2 protein-coding genes are annotated in these 21085 nt (G+C 71.9%); both read left to right on the top strand.

All coding sequences use genetic code 11. From position 1 onward, the window contains the following. Positions 1 to 3 precede the first annotated feature (3 nt). Positions 4 to 1998: an asparagine synthase (glutamine-hydrolyzing) gene (asnB, locus tag ACIO5D_RS02185; RefSeq protein ID WP_400793647.1), complete on the top strand. Its 1995-nt coding sequence runs from the start codon at positions 4 to 6 to the stop codon at positions 1996 to 1998. Then, positions 1995 to 21026 carry an SDR family NAD(P)-dependent oxidoreductase gene (locus ACIO5D_RS02180; RefSeq protein WP_400793645.1) on the top strand — a complete coding sequence of 6344 codons (19032 nt, stop codon included), beginning with the start codon at positions 1995 to 1997 and terminating at the stop codon, positions 21024 to 21026. The genes asnB and ACIO5D_RS02180 overlap by 4 nt, the downstream gene beginning before the upstream one ends. Positions 21027 to 21085 lie beyond the last annotated feature (59 nt).

Below are 21085 nucleotides of genomic sequence, written 5' to 3'. Positions count from 1 at the left end.
ATCATGTGCGGGCTGGCTGGTTTCCTCTCGACCTCGCTGCACCCCGGTGCCACCGCCGAGGTCATCACCTCGATGCTGTCGAACATTCGCCACCGCGGGCCGGACGAGGCCGGCTACTACCTGGACGACGGCATCGCCATGGGGGCGGCGCGGCTGGCCATCGTGGATCTCCCCGATGGCTCGCAACCCATGTCCGACCCGTCACAGCGCTACTGGATCTGTTTCAACGGTGAGATCTACAACCACATCGAGCTCCGCGCGGAACTGGAACGTCTCGGCCGCCCGTTCCGCACCGACCACTCCGACACCGAAGTGGTGCTCCAGGCGTGGATCCAGTGGGGAGCGGCCTGCTTCACACGCTTCAACGGCGCCTTCGCGGTCGCCATCAGGGACGCGGCGACCGGCGAACTCGTCCTCGCCAGGGACCGCTACGGCAAACGCCCGCTGTTCTACGCCGACCACGGCGGTGACTTCCTGTTCGCGTCCGAGATGAAGGCGTTCCGCGCCTTTCCCGGATTTCGTTTCGAACTCGACCCGAGGGAGCTGGCCACCACCTACGCCGTGTGGACGCCGCTGCCCGACCGCACGCCGTTCCGGGGCATCCGCCAGCTGCCGATGGGCTCCGTGCTGACCATCGACCCGGACCGCCGCTCGCTGCGCTCCTACGAGGACCTCACCTTCGACGTGCCCGGTTTCGACGGCACCGAGGCCGAGGCGATCGACCTCGTCAGGGAGACCCTGCGCACCAGCGTGGAGCTGCGCCTGCGGACCGATGTCGAGGTCGGCGTCTACCTCAGCGGCGGTCTGGACTCCTCGGTGGTGACGAGGCTGGCCACCCAGCTCTCCCCGCACCGGGTCCGCACGTTCTCCGTGGCGTTCCAGGACAAGAACTTCGACGAGTCCGACAGCCAGCGCCTGGTCGCCGAGCACCTGGGCACCCTGCACTCCACGGTCCCCATCACCAGCGCGGACATCACCGACAACTTCCAGACCGCCGTGTACCACGCCGAGGTCCCCACCTTCCGCACCTCCTTCGTGCCGATGTTCCTGCTGTCCCGGCACGTCCGCGACGCCGGCATCAAGACGGTCCTCAGCGGCGAGGGCTCCGACGAGGCGTTCCTCGGCTACTCGCTGTTCCGCGAGACCCTGCTGCGCCGGCGGTGGAACGAGCTCCCCGAGGACGAGCGCCGCAGCGGGCTGGCCGGCCTGCACCCGGAGCTGGATCACTTCGGCCCCGCCCACCAGGCCCACCTGCTCGGCCTGTACCAGCAGTTCTCGGTGGAACGGCTGCCGGGCCTGTTCTCCCACGAGATGCGCTACCAGAACGGCAGGTTCGCGGCCCGGCTGCTCGCCGACCGCCTCGACCCGTTCGCCGACCTGCTCGACCTCGTCGCCGGGACCCCGGGCTACGCGGACATGCCCGCGGTGCACAAGGCGCAGTGGCTGGAGTACAAGACGCTGCTGCCCGGATTCCTGTTGTCCACGCAGGGAGACCGCGCCGCGCTGGCGCACAGCGTGGAGAACCGCTGCCCGTTCCTCGACCCGGCCGTGGTGCGCGCGGCCGCGTCGGTGAACCTGCGCTACGACGACGGCCGGATCGAGAAGGCCATCCTGAAGAAGGCGTTCCGCGCCGAGCTCCCGGAGTGGACCACCAGCCGACCCAAGCAGCCCTACCGCGCGCCGGGCAGCGCCGCGTTCAAGGAAAGCCGCCCGGACTACCTGGAACTGCTGCTGTCCGACCACGAGTTGGCCAGAATCGGCTGCGTGGACCAGAAGTTCGCCCGCCGCCTGGTCAACAAGATCATGTCGTCGCCGGTCGAGGAGATCAGCACCAAGGAGGATCAGACCTTCCTCTACCTGCTGACGACCGCCGTGCTCAACCAGCAGTTCGTACTGGGCGACGAGAGCCGGCCGGCCACGCCGCCGACCGCCGCGCCGAACCTGCGCGTGACCGTGGACAACCGCCGTGCCGTGCAGCGAGCGAGGGAGAGCCGATGAGTGCCGACGACATCGCGATCACCGGTCTCGCCCTGCGCTTCCCCCGCTCCGACACGCTGGTCGAGCTGTTCGACCACCTCGCGGCGGGGCGCTCGCTGATCACCGAGGTGTCCGCGGAACGGTGGTCCAAGGAACGCTACTTCGGCGATCCGCGCAGCGGTGAGGAGCGGACGAACAGCGTCTGGGCCGGGTTCGTCGAGGACGCCGACCGCTTCGACGCGGCCTTCTTCAACATCTCTCCGCGCGAGGCGGAGACGATGGACCCGCAGCAGCGGTTCGCGCTGGAGCTGGCCTGGAAGGCGATCGAGGACGCGGGATACCGGGCGGGCGAGCTCGCGGGCAGCCGCACCGGCGTGTTCATGGGCCTGTGCCACGCCGACTACGCCGAGCTCATCGAACGCGACGACGTACCGACCGACGCCTACTTCCCGACCGGCACGGCGTACTCGATCGTCGCCAACCGGCTGTCCTACTACTTCGACTTCCACGGCCCCAGCATCACCAACGACACCGCCTGCTCCAGTTCCCTGGTCTCGGTCTACGAGGCCGTCGCCGCACTGCACAACGGCGACTGCGACCTGGCGCTGGCGGGCGGCGTGAACCTGTGCTGGTCGCCGAAGCTGTTCGTCGCGTTCAGCAAGGCCGGCATGCTCTCGCCCACGGGCCGGTCGCACGCCTTCGACCAGGACGCCGACGGGTTCGTCCGCGGCGAGGGCGGCGCGGTCCTGCTGCTCAAGCCGCTGGCCAGGGCGCTGGCGGACAACGACTCCGTGTACGCGGTGATCAAGGGGGTCGGCACCAACCACGGTGGCAGGACCAACTCGCTGACCGTGACCAACCCGGCCGCGCAGGCCGCGCTGATCGAGGACGTCTACACCCGCGCCGGGGTCGCGCCCGAAACCGTGAGCTACATCGAGGCCCACGGGCCGGGCACCCCGGTCGGCGACCCGATCGAGATCGTCGGCCTCAAGCGCGCCTTCCAGAGCCTGCACGACACCAACGGGACCAGGCCGCGGCCGGACAGCACCGGCATCGGCTCGGTCAAGACCAACATCGGCCACCTGGAATCGGCCGCGGGCGTGGCGGGCGTGGTGAAGGTGATCGGCGCGATGGCCGCCGGGATCCTGCCGGCGACGGTCAACTTCCGGACCCAGAACCAGTTGATCGACCTGGACGGCAGCCCGTTCTACATCGTCGGCGACACCCGGCCGTGGCCGGGCGGCGACGGTGTACCGCGCCGCGCGGGCGTCAGTTCGTTCGGGTTCGGCGGGACCAACGCCCACGTGCTGCTTGAGGAACACGTCGGCCGGGAACACGGCGGCGAGGCGCCCGCTGCCGAGGCGCCGGGGCCGTACGTCGTCCCGCTCTCGGCGAAGAACCCGGAGCGGCTGCGTGTGCTGGCCCAGGGGCTGCTGGACCACCTGCTGGCACCGGAGAACGCGCTGCGGCCACGCCAGTCGCTGGCCGACATCGCCCACACGCTCCAGGTCGGCCGCGAGCCGATGGCGACCCGGGTCGCGTTCGTCGTCTCGGACCGGGACCAGCTCGTCGCCGCGCTGGAGTCCGCACTGGAGTCCGCGGTGGCCGGTGAGGTGGCCGGTGAGGTGGCCGGTGAGGTGGGCAACCCCGCCGGGGCCGGCCCGGAGGTGGTGGCGGCGGTGGAAACGTGGGTGCGCGGCGGAACCGCCGACTGGCCCCGGCAGCCCGGGGCCCGTCGCGTGCGGTTGCCGACCTACCCGTTCGCCCGGGACCGGCACTGGTATGCCGCGCCGCGGACCGAGGCTCCGGGCACCGCTACGCTGCACCCGCTCGTCCACCGCAACACCTCCGACCTGGCACAACAGCGCTACACCTCCACGTTCACAGGCTCCGAGCCCTTCCTTGCCTCGCACCAGGTCCGCGGCCGGCGGGTGCTGCCCGCGGTCGCGTACCTGGAGATGGCACGGGCCGCCGTGGAGTTCGCGGCCACCCGGGACGGGTCGGTCCGGCTGCGCGAGGTCACCTGGATGCGGCCGATCGTCGTCGACGAACCGGTCGATGTCCCCATCGGACTGACGCCGCGTGGTGACTCCATCGCGTTCGAGTTCCGCCAGGGCGAGACGATCCACAGCACGGGCTCCGCCGAGATCGTCACGGTGCCGGAGCCGTCGCCACTGGACCTGGACGCCCTGCGCGCGTCCTGCCGTACCACGCGCGGCACCGAGGAGATCTACGCCCGGTTCCGCGCCCAGGGCCTGGAGTACGGGCCGGCCATGCGCGCGCTGCGCGGGGTCCGGGTCGGCCGGGACGAGGCGATCGCCCGCATCCTGGCGACCGAAACCGACGGGTGCGTGCTGCCGCCGAGTGTCCTGGACGCCGCCTTCCAGACCTCCGTGCTCCTGATGGACGAGACGGCCGGCCCGACCCTGGCCTTCGCCCTCGACGAGCTCCAGGTGTACCGGCCCTGCCCGTCCGAGACCTGGGCGTGGGTCCGGCGGAGCGGGGACTCCGGAGCCCTCGCCACGTTCGACATCGACCTGTGCGACCGCGACGGCGTGATCAGCGCCAGTCTGCGGGGGCTCGCCCAGCGCACCACCGCCGCGGGCCCGCGCGTCGTCACGGCGACCTCGCGGTGGATCGACAGGCCGCTGAACCCGGACGGTGGCTCCCGCACCGCGCACACCGTGACCCTGCCGGAGATCACTCCGGCGGATCCGGCCGACGGCATCGACGCCATGACGGATCAGGTCTTCGCCGAGGTCCAGCGGCTGCTCGCGTCCGGTCCCCGGGCCGGGCACCGGTTCGTGGTGCTGGTCGACGGCCGGACGCCGGCGCACTTCCACGAACCGCTGGCGGGCCTGTTCCGAACGGTCACACTGGAGAACCCGCTCGTCTCGGGCCGTGTGGTCCGGGTCGCCGGCCTGGGTTCGGCCTCCCCCGCACAGGTCGCGCGGATCGTGCGGGAGGAGTGCGCCGACGACTCCGCCGACACGGAGGTCCGCTACTCCGCCGACGGCACCCGGCAGGTGCTGGAACCCGTCGAGACGCGGCTCGGCGCCGGTCCGCGGGTGCCGGAACTGCGGGCGGGCGGCGTGTACTGGGTCACCGGTGGCCTGGGTGGCATCGGCCCCGACATCGCCCGCTATCTGAGCCGTGCGGAGGCGACGGTCGTCCTGAGCGGACGATCCACCGCCGGCTCCGCCGAGTCCCTGCGCGCCGAGGGTGTCGACGCGCACTACCTGCCGGTCGACGTCGCCGACGCCGAGGACGTCCGAGCCGCGGTCGGGACGATCCTGCGGGAGCACGGTTCGCTCGACGGCGTCGTGCACGCGGCCGGTGTGCTGCGCGACCAGTACCTGCTGCGCAAGGACCTCACCGACGTCCGGCTGGTGACCGCGCCGAAGGTCCGTGGCACGCTCAACCTCGACGCCGCCACCCGCCACCTCGACCTGGACTTCTTCGTGCTGTTCTCCTCGGTCGCCGGTGTCTACGGCAACCCGGGACAGTCCGACTACTCGGCGGCCAACGCGTTCCTGGACGCGTTCGCCCGGCACCGGCAGTCACTGGTCGACGCGGGTGAGCGCAACGGCAGGACCGTCGCCATCAGCTGGCCGCTGTGGGCCGACGGCGGCATGACGCTGGACGAGGTCACCCGCGAGTCGATGCGCCGCGAGCGCGGGTGGGAGGCCCTGCCCACCGAGGACGGGCTGCGCTCCTTCGGCCGGTCCCTGCTCGCCGACGCCCCCGCGCACATCGTCGTCGCCTACGGCGCCGAGGCCACCCTCGCCGTACGGCGCCGAACGGTACCGGCCCCCGTGGCGTCCTCCGGCGGCCTCACGGCGTCGCCCGGTGATGTCACGGCGCTCTCCGGTGGCGACGCGGCGGGCGACCTGCTGGAGCGGACCGAGGACCTGCTCAGGGGGGTCGTCGCCGAGGTCCTTCGGCACGCCCCGGAGCACATCCGGCCGACCAGCAACCTCATCGAGTACGGCATCGACTCGCTGAGCATCCTGGAGGTGACCGCCCGGCTGGAGAAGCTGTTCGGGCCGCTGTCCAAGACGATCTTCTTCGAGTACCTGAACCTCGCGGACGTGGCCGCGCACTTCGTGGAGTCGCGGCGGGAGCAGCTGGAAGCCGTGCTGGGGGCGACGGAGGGGGCCGGCACACCGGCCGCGCAGCCGGAGGCCCCGGCCACCCGGTTCGAAGACCCGGCCGGGTCCGCCGCCACCGAAGTCCGCGAACCCGGGCGCGACGACCGGCACGACATCGCGATCATCGGCGTGTCCGGGCGCTACCCCGGCGCCGACACGATGGACGAGCTGTGGGAGCTGCTGGAGAACGGCCGGCACACCTTCGAGGAGATCCCCGCCGACCGCTGGGGCCACGAGGCCGTCTACGACAGCGACCGGGCCGTGCCGGGCAAGAGCGTGATCAGGACCGGCACCTTCCTCCGCGATCTCGACAAGTTCGATCCCCGCTACTTCCGCATCTCCAAGCGCGAGGCCGAACAGATGTCCCCGGAGGTGCGGCTGTTCCTCCAGGCCGGCGTGCAGGCGCTGGAGGACGCCGGCTACTCGCGGGAGACCATCCACCGCCGCTACCAGGGTGACGTCGGCGTGCTCGTGGGGACCATGAGCAACCACTACAACCTGTACGGCTTCCAGAACAGCCTCACCCGCGGCGCGCCGCAGAGCGGCAGCTACACCGGGACGCTCCCCAACATGCTGTCCTACTTCTACGGTCTGACCGGGCCGTCGATCTTCCTGGACACCATGTGCTCGGCCTCGTCGACGTGCGTGCACCAGGCCGTGCAGATGCTGCGGGCCGGCGAGTGCCGGATGGTGGTCGCGGGCGGCGTCAATCTGATGCTGCACCCGTACAACCTGATCACCTCGTCGGAGGAGCACTTCACCACCGGCACCTCCGATGTGATCCGCAGCTTCGGCCACGGTGTGGACGGCACCATCCTCGGTGAGGGTGTCGGCGCCGTGGTACTCAAGCCGCTGGTCGACGCCGAGCGCGACGGCGACCAGGTGTACGCCGTGATCAGGGGCACCGCCCTGTCCAACGCGGGTGCCCGCAACGGCTTCACCGTGCCGAGTCCGGGCATGCAGGCGCACGCGATCGAGAAGGCGATCAACGACGCGGGGGTCGACCCGAGGACGATCAGCTACGTCGAGGGGCACGGCTCGGGCACCGCGCTGGGCGACCCGATCGAGGTCCGCGCGCTGACGTCGGCGTACCGGAAGTACACCCCGGACAGTCAGTTCTGCGCGCTCGGGTCCGTCAAGGCCAACATGGGACACCTGCTCGCGGCGGCCGGCATGATCGGCCTGGCCAAGGTGCTGCTCCAGTTGCGGCACGGCAAGCTGGTGCCGTCCCTGCACAGCACGGAGCTCAACCCGGACATCGACTTCGCCGACACGCCGTTCCGGGTGCAGCAGTCGCTCGCCGACTGGCGGCCGGCGGTCACCGTGGTCGACGGCCGGCAGGTCACCCACCCCCGCCGGGCCGGCATCACGTCGATCGGCGCCGGCGGCATGAACTCCCACATCATTCTTGAGGAGTATCCCGAACGTCCGGTGCGCCGGGAGCCGTTCGGCGAGCAGTTGTTCGTGTTCTCCGCGATGAACGAGGCCGCGCTCGGGCGCTACCTGGCCGCCTTCCGTGACCACCTCGCCGGGGTGCGGGAAGCCGACCTTCCCGACATCGCGTTCACCTTGCGGGTGGGCAAGAACGAGTTGCCCACCCGCTGGGCGTTCGTGGCGGGTGACCAGCGGTCCGCGCTGGCGGCCGTCGACGGATACCTGGCCGGCCGACGGGATCTGCCCGCCCACGAACTCGCGACGGCCTGGGTCGCCGGCCGGAGCGTCGACTGGGACCAGCTGCCGACGGCGCGGCGGGTGTCGCTGCCCGCGTACCCGTTCGAGAAGGTGCGCTGCTGGGTCGAGCAGACCGACGGCGCGCCGTCCGTGCTGGCCCCGCTGGCGCTGCGGGAGCGGCTGCACCCGTTCCTGGGGCGCAACGAATCCGATGTCCGCGGCCTGCGCTACGGCCTGGACGTCCACCTCGCCGACCTGCTCGACTACGGCTACCGCCTGGACAAGGTGCCGGCCGTCGTGTCCACCTTCGCCGTGGATCTCGCGCTGGCCACCGCCAGGGTCAGCGGGTTCGCCGCGGAGGCGTCGGTCCACGACCTCCGTGTGCTGCGGCCGGTCGACTGGTCCACGGCCAAGCGGCTCGTCACGGAGTTCACCGACGGTCACGGCACCGTACGGACCGAGGACGGCTCGGCGGCCGTCGAGTTCACCGTGCGGGCCGCCACGGCACCGTCCGGCCGGGTCGATCTGAGCGGACTGCGGCGCGTCCTCACGCGGGAACGGTTCCTGGCCGAGCTGGCCGAGGGCGGGCTGGACTACAAGCCCGCGTCGTGCGCGGCCGACGGCGTGTTCCGCACGCCGGACGGTCGGACCGTGCTGGGCGTCGGCCGGCCCGGATTCCAACAGGACCATGTCCGGCGCAACGTCACCATCGAGCCGTTCGTGCTCGCCGTGATCGCCCAGGGCGTGCAGTGGGAGGCCAAGCACGCCGGGGTGCCGGACTGGACCCGGGTCGCGCTCAACCGGGTCGGGGAGATCCGGGTGCGGGCCGGTTCGCCGGTCACCCACGTGGTGTTCGGGGACGACCGGATCGTCCTGGTCGGGGGCACGGGTGAGATCGTCGGAGAGCTGAGCGGCGTGCGGCGCGGGGTCGGCGGGACAACGCCGGCTGACCGGACGGTGCCGCAGGCCGGCCCGGCCCTGATCCCGGTCGACCGGGTCCCGGTGAGCGCGAAGCCGGTCGCACCGGCCGTACCGGCCGTCGTGGACACTCTGCGGTCCATCGCCGCCGGCATCCTCAAGTTCGAGCCGGAGGAACTCGACCCGGGTACCGGCCTGGACGCGTTCGGCTTCGACTCCATCTCGCTGGTGACCTTCGCGCAGGAGATCCACGAGCGGCTCGGTGTCACGGTCAGTCCGGCGGTCTTCTTCGACGTCAGCACGCTGGAGGCGCTGGGCGCCCACCTGGCCGACGAACACGGTGCCACCGTCGAGGTCCAGCCGCAGCCACAACCACGGCCGCAGCCGGTCCGTGTCGAGTCCGATCCGCGCATGCCGGTCGCCGTCATCGGCGCGGCGGGGCGGTTCCCGGACGCCCGCAACCTGGACGAGTACTGGGCGAACCTGGTGGCGGGCAAGGACTCCGTCACCGCGTTCCCGCTGCACCGGTACGACGAGAACCACCGCAGGACCATCGAGGCCCAGGACTTCCCCAAGCGGATCGGGGCCCTGGACGACATCGACGCCTTCGACGCCGGTTTCTTCCGCATCCTGCCGCGCGAGGCCGAGCTGATGGACCCGCAGCACCGCCTCGCGCTGGAAACGGTGTGGCAGGCGCTGGAGGACAGCGCGTACCGGCCGGCCGACCTGCCGACCAGCACCGGAGTGTTCATCGGCGTCACGGGCAACGACTACGCGACGCTGCTCACCACGTTCGGCGTGCGGCCGGACGCGTTCACGTCGACCGGGACGACGCACTCGATCCTGGCCAACCGCATCTCGTACCTGCTCGATGTGCGCGGCCCGAGCGAACCGATCGACACGGCCTGCTCCAGCTCGCTGGTGGCGGTGCACCGCGCGATCGAGGCGATCCGTTCCGGCGCGTGTGACATGGCCGTCGCGGGCGGGGTGAACGTGCTGCTCAGCACGGACACGTTCGTCAGCGCGCACCGCGCGGGCATGCTCAGCCCGGACGGCCTGTGCAAGACCTTCGACGCCGGCGCGAACGGCTATGTCCGTGGCGAGGGCGTCGGGGCGGTCGTGCTCAAGCCGCTGGCCGCGGCGGAGCGCGACGGTGACGCGATCCTCGGCGTGCTCAGGGGAAGCGCGTACAACCACGGCGGCCGGGCGAACTCGCTGACCGCGCCGAACGCCGACGCCCAGGCCGAGCTCGTGACGGCCGCCGTCGGCGGCCTCGACCCGGACACCATCGGCTACATCGAGACGCACGGCACCGGCACGGCCCTCGGCGATCCGGTGGAGGTCCGCGCGCTGCGCACGGCGTTCCGCCGGCTGGGGCGCAGCGACGACGGTGCGTGCGGCCTCGGTTCGGTCAAGACCAACATCGGCCACCTGGAGTCGGCGGCGGGCATCGCCGGACTGCTGAAGGTGCTGCTCGCGCTCAAGCACGGTGTGCTGCCCGCGACTCAGCACGTCGAGCAGGTCAACCCGTACATCGAACTGGCCGGCGGTCCGTTCCACCTCGTGCGGGAGAACGAGCCCTGGCCGCGGCCCCGCAACCCTGACGGCAGCCCCGCGCCGAGGCGTGCCGGGGTGAGCAGCTTCGGGTTCGGTGGCGTCAACGCCCATGTCGTCGTCGAGGAATACGTTCCCGGCGACCTGACCGAGGAGGCCGCCGGGACGGTCGCGGTGCCGCTGTCGGCACGCACCGCGCGGCAGTTGACCGACCGCGCCCGGGATCTGCTGTCCTACCTGGAGACGTCGGACGAGGTCCCGCTGCGGTCCGTCGCGTGGAGTCTGCAGGTCGGCCGCGAGGAGATGGCGGAACGAGTCGGCTGGGTCGTCTCCTCGCGTGCCGAACTCGTCGACAGGCTGCGGGCGTTCGTCACCACCGGCGACCGTGGTGTCAGCGGGGACCCGATCGGGCGGTGGATCGGCGGTGCCACCGTCGACTGGCGCTCGTTGTCCGGCGGCGAGCCGCCCAGGCGCGCGCAGCTGCCCGGATACCCCTTCGCCCGGGACCGGTTCTGGTTTCCCGGCACCACGAAGGAGACCGGCACGACGCTGCTGACTCCGCGGTGGACGCCGACGCCCGCCGCCGCGACCGGCCGGTACGACCGTCGCGTTGTCCTGCTGTGCGGGGTCGACGGGTCCGTGCCCGGGGCCATCCGCCTCGACACGGACAAGCAGCGGCCGGAGAGCCGGTTCCGTGATCTGTCCTGGCAGGTGCTGGAGAGCATCCGTGGCCTCGGTGCCCAGGACGGCACCACCCTGGTCCAGGTGATCACGGAGAACATCGCCCTGGCCGGTCTGCTGCGGACCGTCACCAAGGAGAACCCGCGGATCGTCGGCCAGGTCATCGGTGTCGACGGTGACGGCGGTGTCGACGTGGCCGCCGTCGTGGCGGAGAACGCCGGTGCCACCGACGACCTCATCGTCTACCGCGACGGTGTCCGGCACACCCGCACCTGGGCCCCGGCCGCGCCCCGGGGAGCGGCGTCCGGCAGGCCCTGGCGAGACGGTGGCGGGTATCTGATCACGGGCGGTGCCGGTGGTATCGGCGCCCTGACGGCCCGCCGAATCGCCGCTGACGTGCGGCGGCCGACCATTGTGCTGGCCGGCCGGTCGCCGGGTGACGACCGGGTCGAGAGCCTGCTCGCCGAGCTGCGGCAGGCCGGCGCGGTCGCGCGGTACGTGCGCGCCGACGTCTCCCGCTGGGAGGAGGTGCGGCACCTCGTCGCCGAGGCGGGCGAGATCACCGGGATCGTGCATTCCGCCGGCGTGGTACGGGATTCGCTGCTCGCGGAGAAGACCGTCGAGCAGTGGGACGACGTGCTCGCGAGCAAGGTGGACGGTCTCGTGCACCTCGACCGGGCCACCGCGCACTGTCCGCTGGAGTTCGTGCTGGCGTTCTCCTCGGGCGCCGGGATCACCGGCAACCCCGGGCAGTCCGACTACGCGACCGCCAACGCCTTCCTCGACGGGTTCGCCGCCGTGCGCAACGCCCTGGTCGCGGACGGGCACCGCCGTGGGCGCACGCTGTCCGTCGCGTGGCCGCTGTGGGAGGACGGCGGCATGCGGGTCGGCGACAGCACCCGGGCGTATCTGTGGGAGGACCGGGGGCTGTCGCCGATGCCCACGGAGGCGGGGTTCACGGCGCTGACCGACGCCTGGAACGCGGGGGCGGACCAGGTGTGGGTGCACCACGGCGACCCGGAGCGGGCGCGGACGGGAACGCCGGCCCCGCCCCCGCCGCTGCCGGCGGCGACTCCCGAACCCGCCGGCGACCCGCACGTCCTCGACCACCTCGTCACCCTGTTCGCCGAGGTCACCAGGCTCGCGCCGGGCTCGGTCGACCCCGACCGCCCGCTCATCGACATCGGCCTGGACTCGGTGCTGGTCCTCCAGCTGAACCGGGAGCTGGTCAAGAGCCATCCCGATGTCTCCTCGACGATCTTCTACGAGCAGCCGACCCTGCGGGCGGTGGCCGACCAGCTCGCGGGCCGCCGGCCGGAACCGGCGCGCCGACGGCCGACCGCCACCGCCCACAAGCCGACCATCAGTACCGAGCAGCCCGTGGCCACCGCCGACGAGCCGGCCGCCACCGTCGAACAGCCGACCGTCGGCACCGACGAGCCGATCGCGATCATCGGGCTGAGCGGGCGCTACCCGGGCGCCGCCGACCCGGACCAGTTCTGGGACAACCTCAGGGCCGGCCGTGACTGCGTCCGTGAGGTGGACCGCTGGCCGCTGGACGGCTTCTTCGAACCGGACCGCAACACGGCGGTCGCCACCGGTCGCAGCTACAGCAAGTGGGGCGGCTTCCTGGACGACTTCGCGGCCTTCGACCCCAGGTTCTTCGGCATCGCCCCGCGCGACGCGTACGCCATGGACCCGCAGGAACGGCTGTTCGTGCAGGCCGCGTGGGAGGTCCTCGAGGACGCGGGCTACACGAGGGCACGCCTCGCCGACCGCCACGGCCACGGGATCGGGGTGTTCGCGGGCGTCACCAAGATCGGCCACGCCCGGCACGGCGTGGGCCGGTTGCCCTCGGGCGAGCTCGTGGTGCCCGGCCTGTCGTTCGCCTCGCTGAGCGCCCGCGCCTCCTACCTGCTCGACCTGCGCGGACCGAGCCTGACGATCGACACGATGTGCTCGGCGTCGCTGACCGCGATCCACGAGGCGTGCGAACAACTCCGGCGCGGCGCGTGCGAGGTGGCGATCGCCGGCGGCGTGAACCTCTACACGCACCCGCTGGACTACGTCGAGCTGTGCCGCTCCGGCATGCTCTCGCCCGACCGGCACTGCCGCAGCTTCGGCGCCGGCGGCCACGGGTTCGTACCCGGTGAGGGCGTCGGATGCGTGCTGCTCAAGCCGCTGTCCCGGGCGGTGGCCGACGGGGACCGCGTGCTCGCGGTGATCCGGGGCTCCGGCGTCAACCACGGCGGCCGCACCACCGGCTACACCGTGCCGAGCCCGGTCGCCCAGGCCGATCTGATCCGGCGGACGCTGGACCGGGCCGGGGTCTCCGCGCGGCAGATCGGCTACGTCGAGGCGCACGGCACCGGCACCGAACTGGGCGACCCGATCGAGATCACCGGCCTGACCACGGCGTTCGAGCAGGACACCGCGGACCGGCAGTACTGCGCGATCGGCTCGGTGAAGTCGGGCATCGGCCACCTGGAGGCCGCGGCCGGGGTGGCCGGCCTGACCAAGGTCCTGCTCCAGCTCAAGCACCGGCAGCTCGTGCCGAGCCTGCACGCCGAACAGCTCAACCCGAACATCAGCTTCGAGCGGACCCCGTTCCGGGTACAGCGCGAACTGAGCCCGTGGCACTCCGACGGCCCGCGGATCGCGGCGGTGTCCTCCTTCGGTGCCGGTGGCTCGAACGCGCACGTGATCGTCGAGGAGTATCCCGTGCAGCCCACTGACGGTGCGACAAGCGGCACCGAACAGGTCGTCGTCCTCTCGGCGAGGACTCCCGAGCAGCTCACCGCGGCCGTCGACGGGCTGGCCGGGTTCCTCGACCGCAACCCGGACACCGACCTCGCCGACCTGGCCTTCACCCTCCAGGTCGGACGGGAGGCGATGGCCGAGCGGTACGCGGTCGCGGTGTCGTCGACCGCGGAGCTGAGGACCGGCCTGCGGGCCGGCCGGGGACACCGGGGCACCGTCGGGGCTTCCGGTGGTCTGCTCGCGGAGATCACCGGCGACAGCGATCTCCAGGAGCTGCTGGTCCAGCGGTGGATCGCCGCCGGCAAGCTGTCCAGGCTCGCGGCGCTGTGGGCGTCGGGCGTCGAGGTGGACTGGGAGCGCCTGCACCGGGGGGCGCCGCGCCGGGTGGTGTCGCTGCCCACGTACCCGTTCGCGAAGGAGCGGTTCTGGATCGGTGACCTGACCCGGCCGATGCCCGCGCCGGTTGCGGCTCCGGTCGTCGAACCCGTTGTCGTGCGGCGGAGTCCGGACGCGGTGCGGCGCGGTCCGGACGAGCTCGTGCCCGCCGTCGTGCGGGAGAAGATCGCCCGCGCGCTGGCGCTGGAGGCCGCCGAGGTCGAGGGCGGGCTGGCGTTCGCCGACTACGGCCTGGACTCGATCCTGGCGATCCGTGTGGTGCACCAGCTCAACGAGGCGCTGTCGCTGGACCTGCCGACGAGCGTGGTCTTCGACTTCAGCACGGCCGACCGGCTGGCCACGCACCTGCTCACCGAGTACAGGGACACCATCGTCCACACGGAAGGCGTCCCGGAGACGGCGCCGGCGCCGGTGCCCGTGCCGGCGCCGGAAACCGTCCCGGGACCGGCCGTGGAACCCGCACCCGTGGGGATCGGGCACCGGGGACGCCGTTCCGTGGACGGGGAGCGCGGACCGATCGCGGTGATCGGCATGAGCGGCCGGTTCGCGGGCGCCGACTCGCTCGACGAACTGTGGACGCACCTGGCCGACGGCGACGACCTGGTCACCGGGACGGCCCGGTTCGACCTCGACGGCGTGAGCATCTGCACCCGGGGCGGCTTCCTCAGCCGCATCGACGAGTTCGACGCGATGTTCTTCAACATCTCCGGCACCGAGGCCGCCGTGATGGACCCGCAGCAGCGGCTGCTGCTCGAAGAGTCCTGGAAGGCGCTGGAGGACGCCGGCTACGCGGGCCGGATGGGCCGGCGGCGCTGCGGCGTCTACGTCGGGGCCTGGGCGGGCGACTACCAGGGGCTGCTCGACCGGGACGCACCGGCGCAGACCCTGTGGGGCAACATGACCTCGGTCATCCCGAGCCGGGTGTCCTACTTCCTCGACCTCAAGGGCCCGGCGATCGCCGTCGACACGTCGTGCTCCAGCTCGCTCGTGGCGATCGACCTGGCGTGCAAGGACCTCTGGTCCGGTGAGACCTCGATGGCGTTGGCGGGCGGGGTGTTCCTCCAGTCCACACCGCGGCTGTACGCGCTCGCGGACCGCGCCGGCATGCTCTCGCCGACCGGCCGCTGCCACACGTTCGACCACCGCGCCGACGGTTTCGTGCCCGGTGAGGGCGTCGGAGTCGTTGTGCTCAAACGGCTTGAGGACGCGCTGGCCGACGGCGACCACGTCCACGGCGTGATCAAGGCCAGCGGGGTCAACCAGGACGGCGCCACCAACGGCATCACCGCGCCGAGCTCGGTGTCCCAGGAGAGCCTGCTCGGCGAGGTGTACGAGCGGTTCGGTGTCGACGTGGAGCGCATCGGACTCGTCGAGGCGCACGGCACCGGCACCAGGCTCGGCGACCCCATCGAGTTCCAGGCGCTCAACCGCGCGTTCCGTGCCCGCACCGACAGGACGGAGTACTGCGCGGTCGGCTCGCTGAAGACCAACATCGGCCACACCCAGTTCGCGGCCGGCATCGCGGGCGTGCTGAAGGTGCTGCTGGCGATGAAGCACCGGCAGATCCCCGCCTCACTGCACTTCGAGACCGCCAACGAGGCGATTCCCCTTGCGGGAAGCCCGTTCTACCTGAGCACCCGTACCCACGGCTGGAATTCACCGCCCGGCGTCCCGCGCTGCGGTGTGGTGAGCTCCTTCGGCGCCAGCGGGACCAACGCGCACCTCGTGATCGAAGAGGCTCCGCCCGTTGCGCGAACCGGTGCACCGCCGGCGGAACACCCGGTGGTGCTGTCGGCCCGGAGCGAGCGGCAACTCGTCGAACAGAAGCGCCGGTTGGCGGCACACGTCCGGGCCGACGCGTCGATCGACCTCGGCGACCTCGCGTACACCCTGGCCGTCGGCAGGGAGCGGTTCGCGCACCGGTTCGCCTGCGTGGTCCGCGATCGTGACGAGCTGCTCCAGGTCCTCGACGGCACGGTCCCGGCCCGGCTGCCCGAGGACGGCCGGGTGCCGGCCCAGGGCCGGCGCATCCCGCTGCCGACCTACCCCTTCTCCCGCGACCGGCACTGGCCCGCGACCGGCGACGATCGGGTGACGCCGGCCCGTGCGGACGGCCCGCCGCGCGACCAGGTGACGCTGACCCGTGCGGACGGCCTGCTGCGCGACCATGTGGTGCAGGGCCGCCACATCCTGCCCGCGGTCGCCTGTCTCGAACTGGCGCGCAAGGCGCTGGGCGCCGTCACGGTGCGGATGCGCAATGTGACGTGGGTACAGCCGCTGGAGGTTGCGGACAGTCCGGTCGACGTACGGGTCGATGTGCGCGCGACCGGCAAGGGCGGTCACCGGTTCGAGATCGCCACCGGCCGAACCGTCTGCTGTGAAGGCGGCATCGCGCCGTCCGACGCCCCGCGCCCGCCCCGGGTCGACCTCGCCGCACTGAGCGTGGGCTGCCGGGAAACCGTCTCCGCCGACCGGATCCACGACGCCCTGGTGTCGATGGGAATCGACCACGGCCCGACCCTCCGGGCGATCCGGCAGGCCCACGTCGGCTCCGGGATCGTGCTGGCCGAACTGGTGCTGCCCGATTCGGCGGAGCCGGGGCCGCTGACGCCCGCGATGCTGGACTCGGCGATCCAGGCGGCGGTCGCGGCCCACCTCACCGGGATGCGGGACACCGCCGTGCCGTTCGCCCTGGATCAGCTCGACCTGTTCGCCCCGTGCACGCCGACGATGTGGGCGGTGGTGCGGGGCGGCGAGTCCGGGCCGCTCAGCAAGCTGGACATCGACCTGGTCGACGCCGACGGCGAGGTCTGCGTGCGGCTGACCGGATACACCTCGCGCCGCACGGCCCGGACCGGGCCCGCGCTGTTCGCTCCCGTGTGGGACCCGATCACCGCGGTCGACGCGCACGTGCCCTCCCGTACCGACCGGGTACTGGTCGTCGGCGGGCCTTCGGCGCTCGAAACCACCCTGACCTGGCCGCTGCCGCCGTCGGCGTCCGTCGAGGAGGTGACCGCCGCGCTGCGTGGCCTCGGACCGATCGACCACCTGGTCTGGACCGCGCCCGAGACCAAACTGGAGCCCACCGACGCCGCCGGCCACGTGGCCGCCCAGAACGACGGCGTCGTCGCGGCGTTCCGCATGATCAAGGCGCTGATCGGTGCCGGGTACGACGCCCGGCCGCTGGGGATCACGCTGGTCACGGCCCGCGCGCTCGCCACCCACGCCGGCGACCCCGTCCAGCCGGCGCACGCCGGGCTGCACGGCCTGTTCGGGTCGCTGGGGCGGGAGTACCAGCAGTGGACCGTTCGCCGCGTCGACCTCGACGGCCCCGAGTGGCCCGCCGATCTCACGGCCCTGCCCGCCCGGTCGCCCGATGACGCCTGGGTCCGGCGGGCCGGCCAGTGGCTCGCCCGGCACTGGGCGCCGTGCGAGGCACCGGCGAAACCGGTGTACCGCGAAGGTGGCGTCTACGTCGTGATCGGCGGTGCCGGCGGTCTGGGCACGGCGTGGACCGAGCACGTGGTGCGGCACTTCGGCGCGCACGTCATCTGGATCGGCCGCAGCGCCCACGATTCGTCCATCGAGGAGAGGATTCGCACGGTCAAGGGGCGCGGCACGGTCCGCTACCTCAGCGCCGACGCCGGGGATCCGGCCGCGCTGCGCCGTGCCCTGACGGAGATCAAGCAGCGCCACCCGCGGGTCAACGGGGTTGTGCAGGCCGCGCTCGTGCTGCGGGACTCCACCTTCGCCAGGATGGACGAGGCCACGCTCCGCGCGGGGCTGGCGGCCAAGGTCGACGTCACGACCGCGATGGCCGAGGTCTTCGACGGCGAGCAGCTGGACTTCGCCGTGCTGCTGTCGTCGATGCAGTCCTTCACGACAGCGGCCGGCCAGGGCAACTACGCGGCCGGGTGCACCTTCAGCGACGCCTACGCACACGCGCTCGGACAGCACTGGGAGACACCGGTCAGGGTCATGAACTGGGGGTGGTGGGGCAACCTCGGGAGCGTCACGTCCGAGTTCTACCGGGAGCAGCTGAGCCGGGTCGGGCTGGTGTCGATCGAACCGCGCGAGGGGCTCGTCGCCCTGGACTCACTGCTCGGTGGGGACCAGCGGCAGCTCGCGTTCGTCAAGACCGACCAGCACAACACCCTGGCGAACTTCGATCGTGCCACCAGGGTCACCGTGCACGATCGGACGCCGTCCCGGGTTCGCGGTGAGCTGCTGATCACGTCCGACCGAGTGGACGGCCTCCTGGACGAGGTCGTGCGGTGGCGCCGGACCGAGCGGGATCCTTGGCTGGCCAGGGTTCTGGCGGCGCAGCTGGCCTCCGTCGACCACGCCACGATCCTGCCGTTGTACGCCGACTGGCTGGAGCACGCCAGGCGAGTCCTCGGGTCGTCGGCCGTCGAGCCCGTGGACGTCGTGCTCGGGCAGTGGGACCGGCGGTGCGCACTGTGGTCGGCCGACGCCGACCGCACGGCCGAGCTGCGTCTGGTCTCCGCCACGCTCAGGGCGTTGCCGTCCATCCTGACCGGCCGGACCAGGCCCACCGACGTCATGTTCCCGCGCGGTTCCGTGGAACTGGTGGAGGGTTGCTACCGGGACAACCACGTCGCCGACCTGTTCAACCGTGCCATGGCCCGTGCCGCCGTCGGCATCGTGTCGGAGCGGCTGCGCCGGGAACCCGGTGCCCGGCTGCGGATTCTGGAGATCGGTGCCGGTACCGGCGGCACCAGCGCCGGGATGTTCGCCGCGCTCGAGCCGTACCGGGAGAGCATCGAGACCTACGTCTACACGGATCTGTCCAAGGCGTTCCTCAACCACGCGCGTACCACGTACGGGCCGGGCGTGCCGTACCTGGACTGCCGGCTGCTCGACATCGAACAGCCGCTGGCCGGGCAGGACATCGCCGAGGGCGGTTTCGATCTGGTGATCGCCGCCAACGTGCTGCACGCGACCAGGGACACCCGCACCACCCTGCGCAACGCCAAGGCCGCCCTGCGGGCCGGCGGGTGGCTGCTGCTGAACGAGCTGTCGGCGTTCGACCTGTTCAGCCACCTGACGTTCGGGCTGCTCGAAGGCTGGTGGCTGTTCGACGACCGGTCGCTGCGGATCCCGGGCTCGCCGGCGCTGTCACCGGAGAGCTGGCGGGACGTGCTGGCCGGGGAGGGCTTCGGCACGGTCGTGTTCCCGCTGCCGCAGGCGCTGCCGCTGGGGCAGCAGGTCATCGCGGCGGAGAGTGACGGGGTGGCTCGGCAAGGGGCCGGGGTCAGGCCGGCGGGAGCCGCGCGGCAGGGAGCCGGCGTTTCGGAGCGGCCGGTGCCGGCCCGGCGACCGGAGCACACGCCCGCCCTGGTTCCCGTGCCCCGACCCCCGGCCATGAGCCCCGAGCCCGCTCCTTCCGCTTCCTCCGGGCCGGCGGCGAAATCCGACCTGTCCGCGCTCATCCTGGCCAAAGCCGCCACTGTCCTGGGCATCCCGGCCGACCGGATCGACACCTCGGCCCCGCTCATCGGCTACGGCCTGGACTCCATCCTGGTCCTCCAGCTCACCAACGCCCTGCGCGAGGACTTCGGCGACGACGTCTCCTCCACCCTGCTCTTCGACATCGAATCCGTCGACGGCCTGTGCGCCCACTTCGCGGGCACGGCGGGCGAACGGTGGAACCTCTCGCGCGGCCAGCTGACCATGTACCGGGACCAGCGGCGCCGGCCGGAGTCGACCGCCTACAACCTGCCGATCCTCTTCGAGATCCACGGCGACCTGGACGAGGCGGCCCTGGAGCGGGCGATCCGCGCCCAGACGGAGATCCACCCGGTGCTGAGCGCGGTCTTCGGTGAGCGGGACGGCGTGCCGTACATGGACATCGACCCCACCAGGGCCCCGTCGTTCGACCGGGTCGACATCGCGGCCGGCTCGCGCGTCGCGCAACTGGCCAGGCTGCGGGGCCTGGTCGACGTCCCGTTCGATCTGGCGGCGGGCCCGCTGGTCCGGACACATCTGGTCTCCCTGGCCGGGCGACGACGGCTGCTGCTGATCACGGCGCACCACATCCTGCTGGACGGCACGTCGACGGCGGTCCTGATCCGCACGCTCAAGGACGCCTACCAGGGCAAGGGAAGTCCGGTCCTGGCCACCTACGGCGACTTCGTCGCCTGGGAGGAGGCGATGCTCGCCGGTCCGCGGGCACAGCAGCACCGGGACTACTGGGTCCATGAGCTGGAGGGGCCGCGTGCCACGCTCGCGCTGCCCTACGACCGTCCGTACGACCCGAAGCGGCTGCCCCGCGTGGACGTGGCGACGGTCCGGCTGCCGCCGGCGCTGGTCACCGCGCTTGCCGACAAGGCGAGGGAACACCGGGTCAGTGTCGCCACCGTGCTGTTCACGACGTACGTGCGGTTCCTGCACCAACTGACCGGGCAGCACGACCTGGTCCTGGGCATGACCACGGCCGCCCGCCACGAGGAGCGGTTCCAGGGCGTGGTCGGCCAGTTCGCGAACTGCCTGCCCATCCGCTGCACGGTCACCGACGGCTTCCCCGAACTGCTCAAATCCGTGCAGCGCAAGATGGTCGCCGGCATCGAGCACGGCGCCTACCCGTTGCGGGAGATCACCCGCGCGCTGGGAACGGACGACGAACCGCTGGTCCTGACGAACTTCCTGTTCCAGAACTTCGACGGCGCGGAACTGCTCACCAACGACTCGCCGGCCGGTCAGGGCGAGTTGGACCTGCGGCTGTTCGACGACCTGCCGTACACCGGGGAATATGTACTCTCCGCGGAATTCTATCGGGAGGGTGACGGGTGCAAGATGTTCCTCAAGTACGACGCGAATGCGTTCAGTGGAGCCACCGCGCGCCGTATGACGGACGAGTGGTATTCGATCATTCAGAGTGAGCTGGGCCTGCGATAAGGGATCGTCGCGCCCCGGCGACGCCGGGCGCCGCACGGCATCCGGGCCGCGACGGTCGT

The sequence above is a fragment of the Kitasatospora sp. NPDC087315 genome (genome assembly GCF_044744345.1).
GTDB lineage: Bacteria > Actinomycetota > Actinomycetes > Streptomycetales > Streptomycetaceae > Kitasatospora.
This window is presented reverse-complemented; position numbering and strand designations above follow the sequence as displayed.

What these genes read in the sequence shown, in the direction of transcription:
- asnB (WP_400793647.1), top strand. Translation starts at nt 4, where the DNA reads ATGTGCGGGCTGGCTGGTTTCCTCTCGACCTCGCTGCACCCCGGTGCC.
- ACIO5D_RS02180 (WP_400793645.1), top strand. Translation starts at nt 1,995, where the DNA reads ATGAGTGCCGACGACATCGCGATCACCGGTCTCGCCCTGCGCTTCCCC.